Below are 15057 nucleotides of genomic sequence, written 5' to 3' on the forward strand. Positions count from 1 at the left end.
AACATAATAATCATAAATCGTCAAATAATTGACGTTTAAACCTCAAAAACATTAACTCTTAACACAAACCAACAATAAATATTGAGAAAGAAATATAAGAAAAGAATAAATCACTGGCGGATAGAGAGAGATTCGAACTCTCGGTGAGTTGCCCCACACACGCGTTCCAGGCGTGCTCCTTAAACCGCTCGGACATCTACCCTTATTTGAAGAGATGTATTATATCAAATTTTATAAGCAAAATGTTGTCTTAAAATCGATTTCATATATTTTTATATTTAAAATGAAACTAATTTTTGTTTAAACTAGATATATCAATAATATATTAATTATAAATATTTCAACAAGATCGGTATTTAATATGAAAATAAAGTAATAAGTTTGTAAATAAAAATATTTTTTAATTAAATAAATGTTATAATCACTTTCAAAAATATTTAGGGAAAAATTTGCGTTCTACTATTATTCTTGCTCTTTTACTTATTATACTTGATATTTTTTCATCATTTGTCGGCGTGCTTGATGTGCAAATAGAAGGTATTTTAAAAGGTGATACGCAGCAGATACATACTCTGTTAGCATCACGCCTACCACATCTTTTAGCCATAGTTTGCACCGGAGTTGGTTTGAGTGTAGCAGGTCTTATCATGCAGTAACTTTGCATGAATAAATTCGTCTCTCCGACCACTGGCGGCACGATCGCCTCGGCACAACTTGGGATATTGATAGCACTTATCTTTATGCCGGACTCCACGCTTTACTCAAGAGCATTTTTTGCATTTTTAACCGCAATGATAGGAACATGGATATATGTGGCTTTTATACAAACTATCAAATTTAAAGATACCGTTATGGTGGCACTTGTGGGAATAATGTTTAGCTACGTAATAGGTGGTATCACAAATTTTATCGCCTTTAAATACGATATGGTGCAAGCGCTTTCTACCTGGCTTACGGGTAGTTTTTCCCTCATACTTAGAGGCAGGTACGAGATAGTTTACATGGTAGTTCCGCTTGTCTTTGTGGCGTTTTTATTTGCAAACCACTTTAATATCGTCGGCATGAGAAGGGATTTCTCTAAAAATTTAGGCGTTCCTTATAATGTTGTGCTGTTTTTTTGGACTAAGCATAGCTTCGATGCTTACCGCTTGTATCGTGGTGGTTGTGGGCACTATCTCATATATTGGTTTAATTGTGCCAAATTTAGTAACGATGTTTAAGGGCGATAAACTTCAAGGAACTCTGCTTGATACTGCTCTTTTTGGAGCTGTCTTTGTGCTTATTTGCGATCTCATCGGACGCGCACTTATCTCACCCTACGAACTTCCCATAGAGCTTATTGCCAGGATTGTAGGAAGTGCGATATTTATCGGACTTTTGATCTTTAAACTAAAAACTCCAAGAAAGCGTGTAAGACTAGCTGCAGGCAAAACACAAGAAAGTTGCCAAAAATGAAAGCTCTAGCTCATAAAAAACGCATTTTAATTCTTGTCCTAGCTACGATGATCTTTTGCGCATTTTATTTATTTTATGATATAAATTTTAAATTTTTTGAATACTATATGAGTATACGACTGCCAAAATTGGGTTCTATCCTAATTACTGCATTTTGCATAGGCGCAGCAACTCTTGTTTTTCAAACTATCATCAACAACACGATAGTAACACCTTGTCTACTTGGGATGAACTCGCTTTATCTTGTCATCCATACCGCGATTGTGTTTTTTCTTGGTTCGACAAGCGTCTTTGCAAGTAACAAATACATAAGCTTTTTTGCGACCTTGTGCTTATGGGCACTATGGCTACGATAATTTATAGCTATTTGTTTCGCGTAACTAAATTTAATGTTTTATACGTTTTACTTGCAGGAACCGTTATGGCGACCTTTTTTCTATCGCTTCAAAGCACGATGGTTCGCATAATGGATCCAAACGAATACGAAACGCTTTTGGCGACCTTGGTTGCTAGTTTTAGCCACGTAAATGCCGACATTTTAGGCATTGCTTTTATTTTGGTTGTTTTTCTAACGCTTTTTTACAAAAAAGAGCTTGAGGTACTTGACGTGATAGCTCTAGGCAAAGAGCAAGCCATAAATTTAGGCGTTGACTACGACCGCGTCATATCAAAATTACTACTTGGCGTTACGCTCTTTATAGCTATAGCTACTGCTCTTGTCGGACCTATATCATTCTTAGGTCTTATAATCGCAAATTTAGCAAGACAAATTTTAAAAACATATAAACACTCCTATCTAACTCTAGCTGCGGCGCTTGTGGGCATGATAGTTTTGGTTTGTGGGCAGTTGATAGTTGAGCGAATTTTTGACCTTGCGATACCGATCTCGGTATTTGTAAATATCGCGGGAGGAATTTATTTCTTATATCTTTTACTGGCAAACAAAGGAAATCAATGAAAATCAGAAATTTAATCAAAAAATACGGCGATACGAGCGTCGTAGACGATGTTAGCCTTGATATACATCGCGGCAAGATAACATCTTTTATAGGTCCAAATGGTGCCGGTAAATCAACCATAATGCACATGATCTCACGTCTTATACCAAGCGACGGAGGAGAAATTTTACTTGACGGCAAAAATTTAAGTCACTATAAAAGCAAAGAGCTGGCTAAACGCTTGGCGATATTAACGCAAAGCAACAATTTAGCGATGAAACTTACAGTTAGAGAGCTTGTGAGCTTCGGGAGATTTCCATATAGTGGCTCAAAACTAACCAAACAAGATATAGATATCGTAGATGACGCACTTTTAAAAATGCAATTAATGGAATTTGAAGATAGGTTTTTAGACGAACTTTCCGGAGGACAGCGCCAACGAGCCTTTATAGCTATGATAATTGCACAAGATACAGAATTTGTCTTGCTTGACGAGCCGACAAACAACCTTGACATCTATCACTCGATCCAGATGATGAAAAATATCAAATTTTTATCTACAAATTTAGGCAAAACAGTGATCATCGTGCTTCATGAGCTAAATTTAGCGGCGTTTTATTCGGATTATATCTGCGCTTTTAAAGACGGCAAGCTGGTAAAGCACGCGCCGACAAAGGAGATCATCACAAAAGAGAATTTGGCTGAAATTTATAACATGGACTTTGAAATTTTAGATATCCACGGCAAACCGTTATCGATTTATTTTTAATTTTTTAAGGAGCATGTATGAGAAAATTTTTACTTAGTTTCGCCATTATCGGCGCTATAACAGCACTTTTTAGTGCGGATTTGGTGGAGATAAATACACTAAATGCAAAAAAGCAAAGCATAAACATAAAAGTTTCGTTAAAACCAAAACGCGTAGCAGTAATTGATCTTGCTGCGCTTGATACGATCGATGCGCTCGGTTTTGGCAAAAATGTCGTTGCAATGCCAAAAGCACAAAAGATAGATTATCTATCGCGATACACAAACGATAAAAATATCATAAACATCGGCACAGCAAAAGAGATAAATATGGAAAAGCTGATGTCCGCACAGCCAGATATTATATTTATAGGTGGCAGACTACAGCCAAAATTTGACGAGCTTTCTAAGATCGCACCGGTGGTATTTTTGGAGATAAATTACGAAAAAGGTAGCTTTGAGAGCATAAAAAACAACATTTCTACGATAGCTAAAATTTTTGATGCAGATGAAAAAGCAAAAGAGAAAATTTTAGAATACGAAGCTAGACTAAATAAGATCAAAGAGCTTGCAAACGGCAAAAATGCCATTATCGGGCTGGTTACAAGCTCAAGCTTTCATACCTTAGGCAACTCGAAACGTTGCTCACTTATCACAACGGATGGAGGATTTACAAATTTGGCAAATGATATTAGTTCAACTCACGGCAACGAGTCCTCTTTTGAGCTTTTAGTAAAGCTTAACCCGCAATATCTTTTCGTGCTCGATAGAGATAGTGCCATATCAAAACCGGGCGCAAAAGTCGCTCAAGAGGTTATGGATAATGAACTTGTAAGAAAAACAAAGGCATTTAACAACGGTAAAATTTTCTATCTTTCGCCTGCACCTTGGTATCTTAGCGAGGGCGGCATAAGAGCCACTGATATCATGCTAAGCGATATCGAAAAAGCATTAAAATAATAAATTTAAGCCGGCAAAGTATCTCCTGCCGGCTCACTTATATAAAAACATAAAACAAAAACACACCCAACATCAAGCGATACACCACAAACGGCACCATGCTTGCACGAGAGATAAGCCCCATAAATAACTTCACGCAGATATACGCACTAACGGCACTTAAAACAAAGGCCAGGCCAAGATCTGTCCACTCGTAAGTTGTATTTGATTTAATAAGTTTTATCGTTTCAAGTCCTCCCGCAAGAAGTATGATAGGAATTGACATCAAAAACGAAAAATTTGCACTTGTGATTCTATTAAAACCTAAAAACAAAGCAGCCGTTATGGTAATACCCGAGCGAGAAACACCCGGGATTAAAGCTAAAGCTTGAGCTACACCTATGATAAGCGCGATTTTTATCGTGATATTTGCTTCGCTTTTAAGCCCGGGCGATTTATCGGCAAGATAGAGCATGATACCAAAAATAATAGTCGTAGTGGCTATAACAAAACCGCTTCTTGCGTATTGCTCTATCAAGTCCCCACATGCAAGACCAAAAATTCCAGCAGGTATGGTCGCAAAACCTACCGCATACACAAGCATGCTTTCGCCAACCATTTTGCGCTGTCTTATAGATGATAAAAAGTCGCTCAAAAGCTTAAAAATTCTATCTTTAAAATAAAAAAGTATAGCCACAAGCGTGCCTACATGCACCGCAACGTCAAAAGCCAAGCCCTGATCTTGCCAGCCAAATAGTTTTGGCACAAGCACAAGATGAGCGGAGCTTGATATAGGCAAAAATTCGCTTATGCCCTGCACAAGCGAAAGGATTACGATCTGAACAATGTCCATGAAACGCCTTTTAGTTTAAGCATTAATTCAACACATCTTTTACAAAGTCAGTAAGCTTCTCCGGTGTAAATCCAAAATGCTCAAACAAGGCTTCTGCCTTACCTGAAGCGCCAAAGCTCTTCATGCCGTAAACATGATCGGCAAATTTATACCACTCAAGACCGCTTGAAGCTTCAACTGCTATAACGGTTGTATTTTGATCTAAAATTTTATTTATGTATTCGCGAGGTTGTTCGCAAAGCAGGTCAAAACAAGGAGCTGAAACAACATTTACCCCGATGCCTTGCGCACATAAATCTTCGGCAGCTTTTAAACAAAGTCCTACCTCACTACCGCTTGCAATAAACGTGATCTTTGGGTCTTGTGAGCTCTTAAGTAGGTAAGCGCCATTTTTTACTTCGCCATACACACTTTTTTCAAGCGCCACAAGAGCTTGACGAGATAAGACAAATGCACTTGGGGCATTTAAATTTAAAGCTGTTTTCCAGCAAGCCACGTTTTCAACGCCGTCGGCAGGACGAAATGTATAAAAATTCGGCATAGCTCTAAACTGGCTAAGCTGTTCTATAGGCTGATGTGTAGGTCCATCTTCACCAACGCCGATACTGTCATGCGTAAATACAAAATAATGCTTTAGACTCATAAGTGCAGCAAGTCTTGCGCTCGGCTTTAGGTAGTCGCTAAATATAAAAAATGTCGCACTAAAAGGCAAGAAAAGACCATATCTTGCAAATGCGTTATTTATCGCCGCCATCGAGTGCTCACGGATACCAAAATGGATATTTTTACCGTATGGGAAATCCCCCATGCCTTTTAATTCAGTTTTGTTTGACGGAGCAAGGTCGGCGCTACCACCAATAAACCCCGCAATGGAATTTGCAATAGCATTTAAAATTTGACCGTTACTATCTCTTGTCGCCATTTTTTTACCACTAAAATCAGGGTAATTAATAGTACTAAAATCAGGCTTTAAAAGTTCATTTAAAATTTTAGCCTTATCGTCATCGAGGCTTAAAAGCTGCTTGTTCCACTCAGCTTGCGCTAAATCGCCCTTTTCAACAGCCCCTCTAAATCTCAAAAGTACATCTTCATCAACGTGAAATTTAAGTTCAGGATTAAATCCTGCGGCAATTTTTGCGGATTTGATTATCTCTTCGCCAAGTGGAGCGCCGTGGCTATGGTGGCTTCCTTCGAGTTCACCGGCTCCTTTTGCTATGCGAGTATTTGCGATGATAAGATACGGCTTGTCTTTGTTTTGAGCTTCACTAAGCGCAAATTCGATCTCGTCGTAATCATGCCCGTTAATACGCGCTACTTCAAAGCCTTGTGCTTCAAAACGAACTTTTACATCCTCGTTCCATGCTATAGCGGTATCGCCTTCGATAGTTATTGAATTTGAGTCATATATTATTACTAGGTTATCAAGACAAAGTCTGCCGGCTAGCGCACATGCCTCATAGCTTATACCTTCTTCTAAGTCGCCATCCCCGCAAAGACAGTAGACTTTATGGTTGATTATCTCATTTTGGGGCGTATTTAACACGTTTGCAGCGTATTTAGCAGCCATTGCAAAACCTACGGCATTTGCCACACCTTGACCAAGAGGACCTGTTGCCACTTCAACACCCGGAGTATGAATTTCAGGGTGTCCTGCCGTTTGTGAGCCCAATTGGCGGAAATTCTTAAGATCTTCTAGGCTAACATCATATCCGCTAAGATATAAAAAGCTATAAACCAAACTGCTTGCATGCCCGCCGCTAAAGACCAATCTATCGCGGTTTAGCCAAGTTGGATCTTTTGGGTTGTGCTTTAGATGTTTTGAAAGCACGCTCATAATATCAGCAAGCCCCATAGGCGCGCCTGGGTGTCCGCTGTTTGCCGCTTGAACCATATCGGCACATAAAAATCTTATCGTATCAGCTTGTTTTTGTAACATATTTTAACCTTTCAAATGCTTGTTTATCAAATTTTCTATCACGTCTTTTATGCCTGCTTTAAGTGACCGCAAGTCCTCTTCAACCCGCCGTATTAGCTCATTTTTACTCTCTATAGCGCCCTTGACACCGAGCAAATTTGTAAATGAATTTTTATCCGTATCATTGTTTACAGGCTTTCCTGCTTCATTCTCATCGCTTATCACATCTATGATGTCATCTTGTATCTGAAACGCAAGTCCCAAATCAAGCCCGATATTATAAATTTTTTCGCATTCAGTCTCACTTAGCTCTGCTATAACTGCGCCCATTTTTAAGCTAGCGGCAATAAGCTTTGCGGTCTTGTGTATGTGAAGAAATTTTAGTTCGTCAAGACTTAGTTTTTTATCCGTTGGGCCTAGTCTTTGTTTTGCAGCTACTATGTCCTTCTTGCCGGTATTTTCATAAAAACAATCCAACGCCTGACCAAGCACCATGCCGTTAGCTCCGGCATTTTGACTTAAAATTTCAACACATTTTATCCTAACTTCGGGACTTAAATTTGAACGTGAAATTTCATAGAAAGCGTGCGTATTTAACGCATCTCCGGCAAGTATCGCCGTAACTTCGTCATACATTATGTGAAGGGTAGGTTTTCCGCGTCTTAAAGCGGCATTGTCCATAGACGGCAGATCGTCGTGTATGAGCGAATACGTATGCATCATCTCAAGCCCTAAAGCAACCCTCATAGCCTCTTGTGTTAGCTCCGGACGCAAAGCATTAACCGTGCCCAAAAGCAGCTGTGCCCTAAAATGCTTACCGCCAGCCTTTAGCATCTGCGCTAAAGCCTCTTCATAATAAGGATGAAAGCTAGGAGCTTTTGGCAAATTTTCATTTAAAAAATTTATAAAATCATCAAGCAAACTCACTTTGGCACTCTCGCAAAAAATTCAAAGTCATCTCTTGTAAAAAGCAGAAGAAAGTTCTGTTTTTCTCCTATTTTTTGTAGTAATTCGCCCCTATTTTTCACCATATTTTTATCTACTTGAAGAATTCTATCTTTTACTTTTATACCAAAAATTTGGGCGTTTGAGTCTGGAGTAACGTGTGTTACAACCAAATTTGCATTAACCCTTATGCCATAGTCGGTTAAAATTTTATCATCACCATAAAGCTCTATATTTTCAGGCATGGCGTTTAAATTTTTTAATTTTTGACTATCTGGGATAAGAGCCTCTAAACTTTGACTAAATTTTAAATTACCAGAAACAGGAACTTCAAAAAGATACTGAGCGCCTTCGCGTTTTACTACGATATTTAGTTTTGAGCCTTTTGGCGCAAAAAGTATCATTTCATTTACTTCTCTTAGACTTTTGGGACTAACTCCGTTTATGCTCACGAGCTCATCATTTACCATGAGTGCCTTTGCGCGACCGATAGGATCAACCTTTTGCACGTAAAATTTACCATCTCTTGGCTCAAAAGTCGCCCCGATATCACCATAATATACATCATCATATGCAGCGAAATGCTTTAAATACCTGTTTGGTATAAATTTGTCGGCACCAACCGTTATACCAAGCATCTTGCAGCAAGCAGTATTTAGCTCACCTGTGGCATTATGCTCAAAACTCATCGTATCAAAATCTCCCAAATTTACACCAAGAGCCTTGATGTGTCCCATTTTGCTGTTGTTGTTATCGCTTAAAACTCCTATCCATGTGCTTTTCTTAACGCGCTCATCATTTGTTTCATCAGCCATACTCGCAGGAGATAAAGTCTTGTCCGAGCGAACAAGATAAAGCTGTAAATAAGGGTCAAATTTCACATAGTTGTTTATCGGAGCCTCGCCATTTTTAGGAACAGCGATAAGATCTTTCGTGATAGCTACACCAAAGTGTTTATTCACAGAGACTATCGAGTCTTTGTTTTTTTCATAACAAGCGTTAAAGTCCTCTTGAGTAGGACGAGGATCGGCAAAGGCTACGATAGATAATACAAAAAATAAAATAAATGTTTTCAAATTTTTTACCTTATAGCTTAAGTCCGCCTAGACCGCCAAGCATCCTGCCAGCCATCGCCTTTTTATCGTCTTCTGTCATTTTTATGACGTCGTTTATGGCACTTATGAGTAAAATTTGCAAGCTCTCTTTATCCTCAAGCAAACTATCATCAATACTAATATCTAAAATTTCGCCTTTACCGTTTGCTTTTACACTTACAAGCCCACCGCCACTCTTTGCTCCAAATTCACGTGCGCTGCTCTCGTCTTCAAATTCTTTTGCCTTTTTCTGAACTTCTTCAAGCATCGCACCCATTTTTGAAAAATCAAGACCCTCAAACATAAATTTTCCTTTTAATTTTGCCCGATTATATCAAATTTGAGCTTATATAAATTTATTTTTAAGTTTATAACAGCAATAAAATGTAAAAATTTAAACTCCTAAACTATCTCGTTTTTAGCATTGACATGAACAATGGTTGGTTTAAAATCCTTAGCCTTTTTAGCCTTTATGCTAGCGTAAGCTACGATGATAACAGTATCCCCAACACAAACTTTGCGGGCTGCTGCACCATTTAGGCATATCTCTCCATCCTTGCCGCCTGCTATCACATATGTGCTAAAGCGCTCGCCGTTATTTACGTTTAAAATTTCAACCTTTTGGAACTCACACAAATTTGCAGCCTCTATAAGCTTATCATCTATAGTTATCGAACCGACATAATTTAAATTTGCGTCGGTAACAGTAGCGCGGTGTATTTTACTAGACATTACTTCTATTCTCAATTTTAATTCCTTGTTTAAATTTTAAGCAGCTCTAAAACCGTCTCTTTATCACTAAAATGATGTTTTACGCCGTTTATCTCCTGATAGTCCTCATCGCCTTTACCAAGTATAACTAACGTATCATCTTTGTCAAGAAGGTCAAGCCCGAGCTTGATGGCTTTTTTGCGATCGCTTTCAAGAATGACAGTGTTGTTCATGTTCATTCCTGCACAAATTTCATCTATGATCGTCTCAGGTTCTTCGCTACGCGGATTATCACTTGTTACGATAGAAATTTTAGCGTATTGTTGCGCTATTTTCCCCATTTTAGGTCGTTTTGTCCTATCCCTATCGCCTCCAGCACCAAAAATTACAATCAAATTTAAATGTCTAAGCGCATTTAAAACCTTTTGCATGCCGTCTGGCGTATGCGCAAAATCAACAATAACAAGCGGCTTTTGGCTAACAACTTCCATGCGACCTGCAACGCCTTTAAATTTATAAATAGCTTCTTTAAGGGATGGTATTTTTACATCCTCAAGTAGCAAAATAGCTCCGATAGCCGCCGTTAAGTTATAGAGGTTAAACTCTCCTTGGAGTGACGAAGCTAGCTCAAATTCGCCTTTTGGAGTTTTCATAAGAGCTTTTATGCCGTCTTTAAGATCGTATTTTAATGAGGCAAAATCCGAGTCTTTTTTAAGAGAGTATGTGTATGAATTTATAGGGTTAAACTCTATACCGCCCTCATCATCGATGTTTATTAGCTTTAAACTATCGTCACTTAAAAATTTACTCTTAACTTTGGCGTATTCTTGCATGCTTTTATGATAGTCAAGATGGTCTTGAGTTAAATTTGTAAAAATTTTAATAGCAAACTTTAACCCCTCGACGCGATCTTGATCGATAGCGTGAGAGCTCACTTCCATTACAAAATACTTACAACCAAACTCATTGGCTTGCTTTAAATACTCAAGCGTTTGCAAGACCGGACTTGTTGTTAATGACTTTGCATCTATACGCTTTGAATGCAAAAATGCACCGCAAGTGCCCGAAAGCGCGGACTTGTATCCAAGTTGCATAAGTGTTTCATAGATGGCCCATGCGGTCGTAGTTTTACCATTCGTGCCGGTTATGCCTATTATTTTTATATTTTCATCGATACCTAAAAGCTTTTTACACTCATCTACGCTAATAATCTTTGCGCCGTTACTTTGAGCGCTCTCTTTAAATTTAGCATTTGATTTTGTAAGCACAAAAAAACAGCCACTCTCGCACTCGTTTGAATTATCGGTTACATAGCTATTTGCTAGAGAAATTTTCATTATCTTGTCTCTTTTGTATCTCTTTTAAAAGTGCACCTATGCGCTCATCTCCGCCAAACATCACTGCGGCACTCTCAAGGTAGTTCATACTCATCTCAAGAAAATTATTTTTTATCAAATTTTCTAAAAAATCCAAAAAATCATCTTTGTTTGATATCATAACCTTGGTTGAAAACATTATATTTTCAAAAACTTTTTTAAAATTTCCTTCACGCCAAACCGCTTCCATAAAATCCTCATAGCTTATGGCATCTTGCTCTTCAATATCAAAATCTGGCTCTATCTTAGACTCTAAAACTTCCAATATCTCGTCAAAATTTTCATTTGTCTTACCTAAGATATCCTTACCCATGAAATATTCAAAAAGCATTTTTGCCTCATCAGGGCGTTCGCTCGCAAGTGAGCAAAGCTGGATAAGATATAACAAGCTTTCATCTTTAGTTTGCGCATATCCAAGCGAAAAATAAATCATCGCGTCTTCAAATTTTGACTTCTTAAAATTTTTAATCCCTAACTTTTTATAATCAATCAAATTTTACCTCTTCCCCAATAGGCATATTGACAACCTCGAGTTCAGGATGAATATCTATGCGAAGTTGGCGTTCTACACCGTATTTTAAAGTAGTTCCGCTCGCGGCACAACCATGGCAGTGTCCGGTTAGTCTTACATAAACTTTGCCATTTTTTATACCTAAAAGCTCCATACCACCGCCATCGGCTTCAAGCATAGGCAAAACTTTTTGCAAACTTATGCCAACTGGTTTTAATAATTCTTCGTCTGTAAATGGTATCATTTTAATCCTTCTATTTTTTATATATTATACACAAAATATGAAAAATAAATTTTAAAAGAGTTGATTTTGTGGGTATTTAAGAGCAAATTATCACTTAAATTTGATATATCAAACATGGGTTTTATATTTATTACTACAAGAAATTTAGATGATGAATTATATAAAAATTAAACTATAAATTTATAAATTGAAAGTTGTTTTTTGGATATTAAAAGATGTTTTGTAAAGGATATGAAAGAAGAGGGACGAGCCCTCTAGATATTACTCGCTAACTAGCTCTATATAAGCCATTTCGGCAGCATCGCCACGTCTAACACGAGTTTTAATTATTCTTGTATAGCCACCGTTTCTACCAACGTATTTTGGAGCTATTTCTACAACTAATTTATTTGTAGTTTCTTTATCTTGCAAGCTTGCAAAGACAGCTCTATGAGCATTAAAATCACCTTTTCTTGCTCTTGTGATAAGCTTTTCAATATAACTTCTAAGCTCTTTTGCTTTTGGTAGAGTTGTTTCTATCTTACCGCTTTTTATGATTGCAATTGCTAGATTTTTAAGCAATGCAGCGCGATGAGATGAAGTACGACCCAATTTTCTATATCCGTGTTTGTGTCTCATTTATCTATCCTTGTTTTTTTATACGCTCATTTGCGATTTTAGCTCAGCAATTTTCTTTTTGAGCTGCTCTTTGCTATCTTTTAAGATATCAGTTCCAACAGGATAACCGATCTCTTCCATAACGGCTTTTATCTCTTCAAGAGATTTTTTGCCGAGGTTTTTTAGCTCTTTAAGTTCGTTTTCATCCATCAAGGCAAGTTCGCCAATGTATCTAATTTCAGCTTTATCTAGGCAGTTAAAACTTCTAGCACTTAAATTTAGCTCTTCAACATTTGAAAGCAATTTACCGTGCTCACCGCCTACACTTGAGTTAGAAACAGGCATATTTACATCAATATCTAAAACACCCTTAAATACAGACATTTGCTGATACATAGCCTCTAAGCAGTGTTTAAATGCCTCAATAGGCCCAACTTGTCCATCTGTAGTGATTGTAAAAACAATCTTTTCAAAATCAGGATTATCTTCAACCAAAACGCTCTCGATGTCGTATACAGCCTTTTTAACAGGAGTAAAAAACGCATCAAGCGCTATATAGTCTTCTTCCATCTCGTCGCGAATTTCTTCGCTAGGAACATATCCTATACCCTTTTGAATAATAACACTGAAATTTAATTCAGCATCTTCGTTTATGGTTGCAAGATAAGCATCTGGATTAACTATCTCAATTATATCATTGTTAAGATCGGCTCCAGTTATCTCTTTTGGCCCCTTAAAGCTATACTCGATAACTTCTCTATCAGAGTCATTTTTAAGCTTAAAGCGTATCTTTTTTAAATTTATAATAAAAAAGGCAACATCCTCAAGCATACCGCGCATGCTATCAAATTCATGACTTACGCCCTTTATTTTAACACCTGTAGGCGCAAAACCTACGGTGCTTGTATAAAGAAGACGACGAAGCGGATGAGCAAGAGTTACTGCATAACCCGCCTCAAACGGATATGCGGTAATCTTAGCCACATTTTCACTTACACTTTCAACTTTTATCTCAGTAGGCATATAAGCTGATGTAGTAATTTTTCTCATCATTATATCCTTTATTATTTTGAGTAAAGCTCTACTATGAATCTTTCCTCGATTGGAATGATAACCTCTTCTCTTTCAGGGTTTCTTGTAAAAATTCCAAATTTTTTATCTTTTTCAACATCAACCCAACCAACTATACCAGTTTGAGCTGTAAGGTCAATCGCACGAACGATTTGTGGGTTGTTTTTAGATTTTTCAGCGATCTCTACTTTTGCACCCGGTTCAACTCTGTAAGACGGGATATCAACTCTCTTGCCATTAACAAGAATGTGACCATGGGTTACAAGCTGACGAGCAAAACGACGAGTTGTCGCGAAGCCCATTCTGTAAACTACGTTATCAAGTCTTTGCTCTAATAATTGAACAAGAAGTGCACCTGTGTTGCCTTCTCTGCGAGCAGCTTCGCTAAATAGACGGTGGAATTGTTTTTCGCTAACACCATACATAAATTTAGCTTTTTGTTTTTCACGGAGTTGTAAACCATATTCGCTTATTTTTGCTCTTCTTTGTCCATGCTGTCCCGGTGCAAATGGACGCTTATCAAGCGCGCTTTTACCGGCAAGTCTCCTCTCGCCTTTAAGAGCAAGAGAAACACCTAGACGTCTTTCTAATTTTTCAACTGGTCCTCTATATCTAGCCATAATAATTTCTCCTAATTCTCTATATCATTAGACGCGGCGGCGTTTTGGTGGTCTGCAACCATTGTGTGCAAGTGGGGTTATGTCTTTTAAGAATGTTACTTTAATACCCTCAACCGCTCCTACGCTCTTAACAGCAGTTTCACGACCGCTACCAGGACCTTGAACCTTTATGCCAACCTCTTTTATACCGTGTTCTTTTGCTTTGCTTAGTGCGTCTTCAACAGCTTGTTGTGCTGCATAAGGAGTTGATTTTTTGCTTCCTTTAAAACCTAAACCACCGGCACTACTCCATGCGATAGCATTTCCCATCTCATCGGTTACGGTAACCATTGTATTGTTAAAAGTAGCGCTAATATAAACGATACCTTTGGCTATACTTTTTCTAACGATTTTTTTCTTAACGATTTTTCTTTTTGCCATTGTCTATCCTTACTTAGTCGCTGCGCCGACAGTTTTACGCTTACCTTTTCTGGTGCGTGCATTTGTCTTAGTTTTTTGACCACGAACCGGAAGACCTTTTCTGTGGCGAAGACCACGATAGCTTCCAAGATCCATAAGTGCTTTTATATCCATAGCAACTTGTTTTCTAAGATCACCCTCAACGATATGGTGCTCTTGAATCTCTTTACGGATAGCTGCAGCCTCATCTTCACTTAGCTCATGAACTCTCTTGTCGTAAGAAATGTTTACTGCGTCAAGAATTTGACGTGACTTGTAAAGACCTATGCCATAGATGTATGTTAAGCCATACTCTATTCTTTTTTTATTTGGTAAATCTACACCTGCTATACGTGCCATCTTTTATCCTTGTCTTTGTTTATGTTTTGGATTTTCGCAGATAACGCGTACGATTCCGCTACGTTTGACAATTTTGCATTTGTCACACATCTTCTTTACAGAAGGACGAACTTTCATCTTAGTCTCCTAAAAATTTATTCCACTTTTTTAGGGGCTGCATCAGGTTTAAAGAAAATTTTAAACCAACTATTTTCAAAATAAGTGGGGACTTTGAAAATAATTCTTCATACAGCTTATTGCAAA

Annotated in this window: 20 protein-coding genes, 1 tRNA gene and 1 pseudogene; 6 read left to right on the plus strand and 16 right to left on the minus strand. The window is 37.9% G+C overall.

Annotation, left to right across the window (positions count from 1 at the left end):
- Window positions 1-114 precede the first annotated feature (114 nt).
- Window positions 115-202 (minus strand) — tRNA-Ser (locus CCAL9328_RS08150).
- A gap of 247 nt (window positions 203-449) precedes the next feature.
- Here CCAL9328_RS08150 and CCAL9328_RS11080 point away from each other — a divergent pair.
- From CCAL9328_RS11080 to CCAL9328_RS08170, 6 genes and pseudogenes are all read left to right on the plus strand, one after another.
- Window positions 450-1220, plus strand: a pseudogene (locus CCAL9328_RS11080) (iron chelate uptake ABC transporter family permease subunit).
- Entirely contained in the window at window positions 1138-1455 is a 318-nt protein-coding gene (locus tag CCAL9328_RS11195; RefSeq protein WP_211436839.1) for an iron chelate uptake ABC transporter family permease subunit, read from the plus strand. The pseudogene CCAL9328_RS11080 and the gene CCAL9328_RS11195 overlap by 83 nt, the downstream one beginning before the upstream one ends.
- A complete protein-coding gene (locus CCAL9328_RS11200) occupies window positions 1452-1811 on the plus strand; it encodes an iron chelate uptake ABC transporter family permease subunit (RefSeq protein ID WP_211436840.1) in 360 nt (119 codons plus the stop codon). The genes CCAL9328_RS11195 and CCAL9328_RS11200 overlap by 4 nt, the downstream gene beginning before the upstream one ends.
- Window positions 1799-2413: an iron chelate uptake ABC transporter family permease subunit gene (locus CCAL9328_RS10925; RefSeq protein ID WP_211436841.1), complete on the plus strand. Its 615-nt coding sequence runs from the start codon at window positions 1799-1801 to the stop codon at window positions 2411-2413. Before CCAL9328_RS11200 ends, CCAL9328_RS10925 begins: the two co-directional genes overlap by 13 nt.
- Window positions 2410-3162 carry an iron ABC transporter ATP-binding protein gene (locus CCAL9328_RS08165; protein ID WP_169938206.1) on the plus strand — a complete coding sequence of 251 codons (753 nt, stop codon included), beginning with the start codon at window positions 2410-2412 and terminating at the stop codon, window positions 3160-3162. The genes CCAL9328_RS10925 and CCAL9328_RS08165 overlap by 4 nt, the downstream gene beginning before the upstream one ends.
- Window positions 3163-3179: 17 nt before the next feature.
- A complete protein-coding gene (locus CCAL9328_RS08170) occupies window positions 3180-4100 on the plus strand; it encodes a siderophore ABC transporter substrate-binding protein (RefSeq protein ID WP_169938208.1) in 921 nt (306 codons plus the stop codon).
- A 37-nt stretch (window positions 4101-4137) separates the two neighbouring features.
- On the opposite strand, the gene CCAL9328_RS08175 is transcribed toward CCAL9328_RS08170, so the two are convergent.
- From CCAL9328_RS08175 to rpmJ, 15 genes are all read right to left on the minus strand, one after another.
- Window positions 4138-4932 carry an undecaprenyl-diphosphate phosphatase gene (locus CCAL9328_RS08175; protein ID WP_169938210.1) on the minus strand — a complete coding sequence of 265 codons (795 nt, stop codon included), beginning with the start codon at window positions 4930-4932 and terminating at the stop codon, window positions 4138-4140.
- 22 nt (window positions 4933-4954) lie between these two features.
- The gene (gene tkt, locus CCAL9328_RS08180; RefSeq protein ID WP_169938212.1) at window positions 4955-6868 is read right to left on the minus strand and encodes a transketolase; all 1914 of its coding nucleotides are present in this window, start codon (window positions 6866-6868) and stop codon (window positions 4955-4957) included.
- A gap of 3 nt (window positions 6869-6871) precedes the next feature.
- Window positions 6872-7774, minus strand: coding sequence for a polyprenyl synthetase family protein (locus CCAL9328_RS08185; RefSeq protein WP_169972365.1), 903 nt, complete (start codon window positions 7772-7774; stop codon window positions 6872-6874).
- On the minus strand, window positions 7771-8868 hold the full coding sequence (locus CCAL9328_RS08190; RefSeq protein WP_170000427.1) for a DUF7488 domain-containing protein: 1098 nt from the start codon (window positions 8866-8868) through the stop codon (window positions 7771-7773). Before CCAL9328_RS08190 ends, CCAL9328_RS08185 begins: the two co-directional genes overlap by 4 nt.
- Window positions 8869-8878: 10 nt before the next feature.
- Window positions 8879-9190 (minus strand): YbaB/EbfC family nucleoid-associated protein, encoded by a 312-nt coding sequence (locus CCAL9328_RS08195; protein WP_170000428.1) that lies wholly within the window; start codon window positions 9188-9190, stop codon window positions 8879-8881.
- A 98-nt stretch (window positions 9191-9288) separates the two neighbouring features.
- Window positions 9289-9633, minus strand: coding sequence for an aspartate 1-decarboxylase (gene panD / locus CCAL9328_RS08200; protein WP_170000429.1), 345 nt, complete (start codon window positions 9631-9633; stop codon window positions 9289-9291).
- Window positions 9634-9647: 14 nt separating this feature from the next.
- Window positions 9648-10934, minus strand: coding sequence for a UDP-N-acetylmuramoyl-L-alanyl-D-glutamate--2,6-diaminopimelate ligase (locus tag CCAL9328_RS08205; protein WP_169972368.1), 1287 nt, complete (start codon window positions 10932-10934; stop codon window positions 9648-9650).
- Window positions 10912-11466, minus strand: a complete 555-nt coding sequence (locus CCAL9328_RS08210; protein WP_169938224.1) for a histidine kinase — start codon at window positions 11464-11466, stop codon at window positions 10912-10914. The genes CCAL9328_RS08205 and CCAL9328_RS08210 overlap by 23 nt, the downstream gene beginning before the upstream one ends.
- The gene (locus tag CCAL9328_RS08215; protein WP_169938226.1) at window positions 11459-11728 is read right to left on the minus strand and encodes a NifU family protein; all 270 of its coding nucleotides are present in this window, start codon (window positions 11726-11728) and stop codon (window positions 11459-11461) included. Before CCAL9328_RS08215 ends, CCAL9328_RS08210 begins: the two co-directional genes overlap by 8 nt.
- 261 nt (window positions 11729-11989) lie before the next feature.
- Window positions 11990-12346: a 50S ribosomal protein L17 gene (gene rplQ, locus CCAL9328_RS08220; protein ID WP_169938228.1), complete on the minus strand. Its 357-nt coding sequence runs from the start codon at window positions 12344-12346 to the stop codon at window positions 11990-11992.
- Window positions 12347-12364: 18 nt separating this feature from the next.
- Window positions 12365-13375 carry a DNA-directed RNA polymerase subunit alpha gene (locus tag CCAL9328_RS08225; protein ID WP_170000430.1) on the minus strand — a complete coding sequence of 337 codons (1011 nt, stop codon included), beginning with the start codon at window positions 13373-13375 and terminating at the stop codon, window positions 12365-12367.
- 14 nt (window positions 13376-13389) lie between these two features.
- The gene (rpsD, locus tag CCAL9328_RS08230; RefSeq protein WP_169938231.1) at window positions 13390-14016 is read right to left on the minus strand and encodes a 30S ribosomal protein S4; all 627 of its coding nucleotides are present in this window, start codon (window positions 14014-14016) and stop codon (window positions 13390-13392) included.
- A 27-nt stretch (window positions 14017-14043) separates the two neighbouring features.
- Window positions 14044-14436 (minus strand): 30S ribosomal protein S11, encoded by a 393-nt coding sequence (rpsK, locus tag CCAL9328_RS08235; protein ID WP_169938233.1) that lies wholly within the window; start codon window positions 14434-14436, stop codon window positions 14044-14046.
- A gap of 9 nt (window positions 14437-14445) precedes the next feature.
- Complete coding sequence (gene rpsM / locus CCAL9328_RS08240) at window positions 14446-14814, minus strand: 30S ribosomal protein S13 (RefSeq protein ID WP_169938235.1); 369 nt, start codon at window positions 14812-14814, stop codon at window positions 14446-14448.
- 3 nt (window positions 14815-14817) lie between these two features.
- Window positions 14818-14931, minus strand: a complete 114-nt coding sequence (rpmJ, locus tag CCAL9328_RS08245; RefSeq protein ID WP_169938237.1) for a 50S ribosomal protein L36 — start codon at window positions 14929-14931, stop codon at window positions 14818-14820.
- Between the last annotated feature and the right edge of the window lie 126 nt (window positions 14932-15057).

It is taken from the genome of Campylobacter sp. RM9328 (genome assembly GCF_012978615.1).

What these genes read in the sequence shown, in the direction of transcription:
- CCAL9328_RS11195 (WP_211436839.1), top strand. Translation starts at nt 1,138, where the DNA reads ATGCTTACCGCTTGTATCGTGGTGGTTGTGGGCACTATCTCATATATT.
- CCAL9328_RS11200 (WP_211436840.1), top strand. Translation starts at nt 1,452, where the DNA reads ATGAAAGCTCTAGCTCATAAAAAACGCATTTTAATTCTTGTCCTAGCT.
- CCAL9328_RS10925 (WP_211436841.1), top strand. Translation starts at nt 1,799, where the DNA reads ATGGCTACGATAATTTATAGCTATTTGTTTCGCGTAACTAAATTTAAT.
- CCAL9328_RS08165 (WP_169938206.1), top strand. Translation starts at nt 2,410, where the DNA reads ATGAAAATCAGAAATTTAATCAAAAAATACGGCGATACGAGCGTCGTA.
- CCAL9328_RS08170 (WP_169938208.1), top strand. Translation starts at nt 3,180, where the DNA reads ATGAGAAAATTTTTACTTAGTTTCGCCATTATCGGCGCTATAACAGCA.
- CCAL9328_RS08175 (WP_169938210.1), bottom strand. Translation starts at nt 4,932, where the DNA reads ATGGACATTGTTCAGATCGTAATCCTTTCGCTTGTGCAGGGCATAAGC.
- tkt (WP_169938212.1), bottom strand. Translation starts at nt 6,868, where the DNA reads ATGTTACAAAAACAAGCTGATACGATAAGATTTTTATGTGCCGATATG.
- CCAL9328_RS08195 (WP_170000428.1), bottom strand. Translation starts at nt 9,190, where the DNA reads ATGTTTGAGGGTCTTGATTTTTCAAAAATGGGTGCGATGCTTGAAGAA.
- CCAL9328_RS08205 (WP_169972368.1), bottom strand. Translation starts at nt 10,934, where the DNA reads ATGAAAATTTCTCTAGCAAATAGCTATGTAACCGATAATTCAAACGAG.
- CCAL9328_RS08215 (WP_169938226.1), bottom strand. Translation starts at nt 11,728, where the DNA reads ATGATACCATTTACAGACGAAGAATTATTAAAACCAGTTGGCATAAGT.
- rplQ (WP_169938228.1), bottom strand. Translation starts at nt 12,346, where the DNA reads ATGAGACACAAACACGGATATAGAAAATTGGGTCGTACTTCATCTCAT.
- CCAL9328_RS08225 (WP_170000430.1), bottom strand. Translation starts at nt 13,375, where the DNA reads ATGAGAAAAATTACTACATCAGCTTATATGCCTACTGAGATAAAAGTT.
- rpsD (WP_169938231.1), bottom strand. Translation starts at nt 14,016, where the DNA reads ATGGCTAGATATAGAGGACCAGTTGAAAAATTAGAAAGACGTCTAGGT.
- rpsK (WP_169938233.1), bottom strand. Translation starts at nt 14,436, where the DNA reads ATGGCAAAAAGAAAAATCGTTAAGAAAAAAATCGTTAGAAAAAGTATA.
- rpsM (WP_169938235.1), bottom strand. Translation starts at nt 14,814, where the DNA reads ATGGCACGTATAGCAGGTGTAGATTTACCAAATAAAAAAAGAATAGAG.
- rpmJ (WP_169938237.1), bottom strand. Translation starts at nt 14,931, where the DNA reads ATGAAAGTTCGTCCTTCTGTAAAGAAGATGTGTGACAAATGCAAAATT.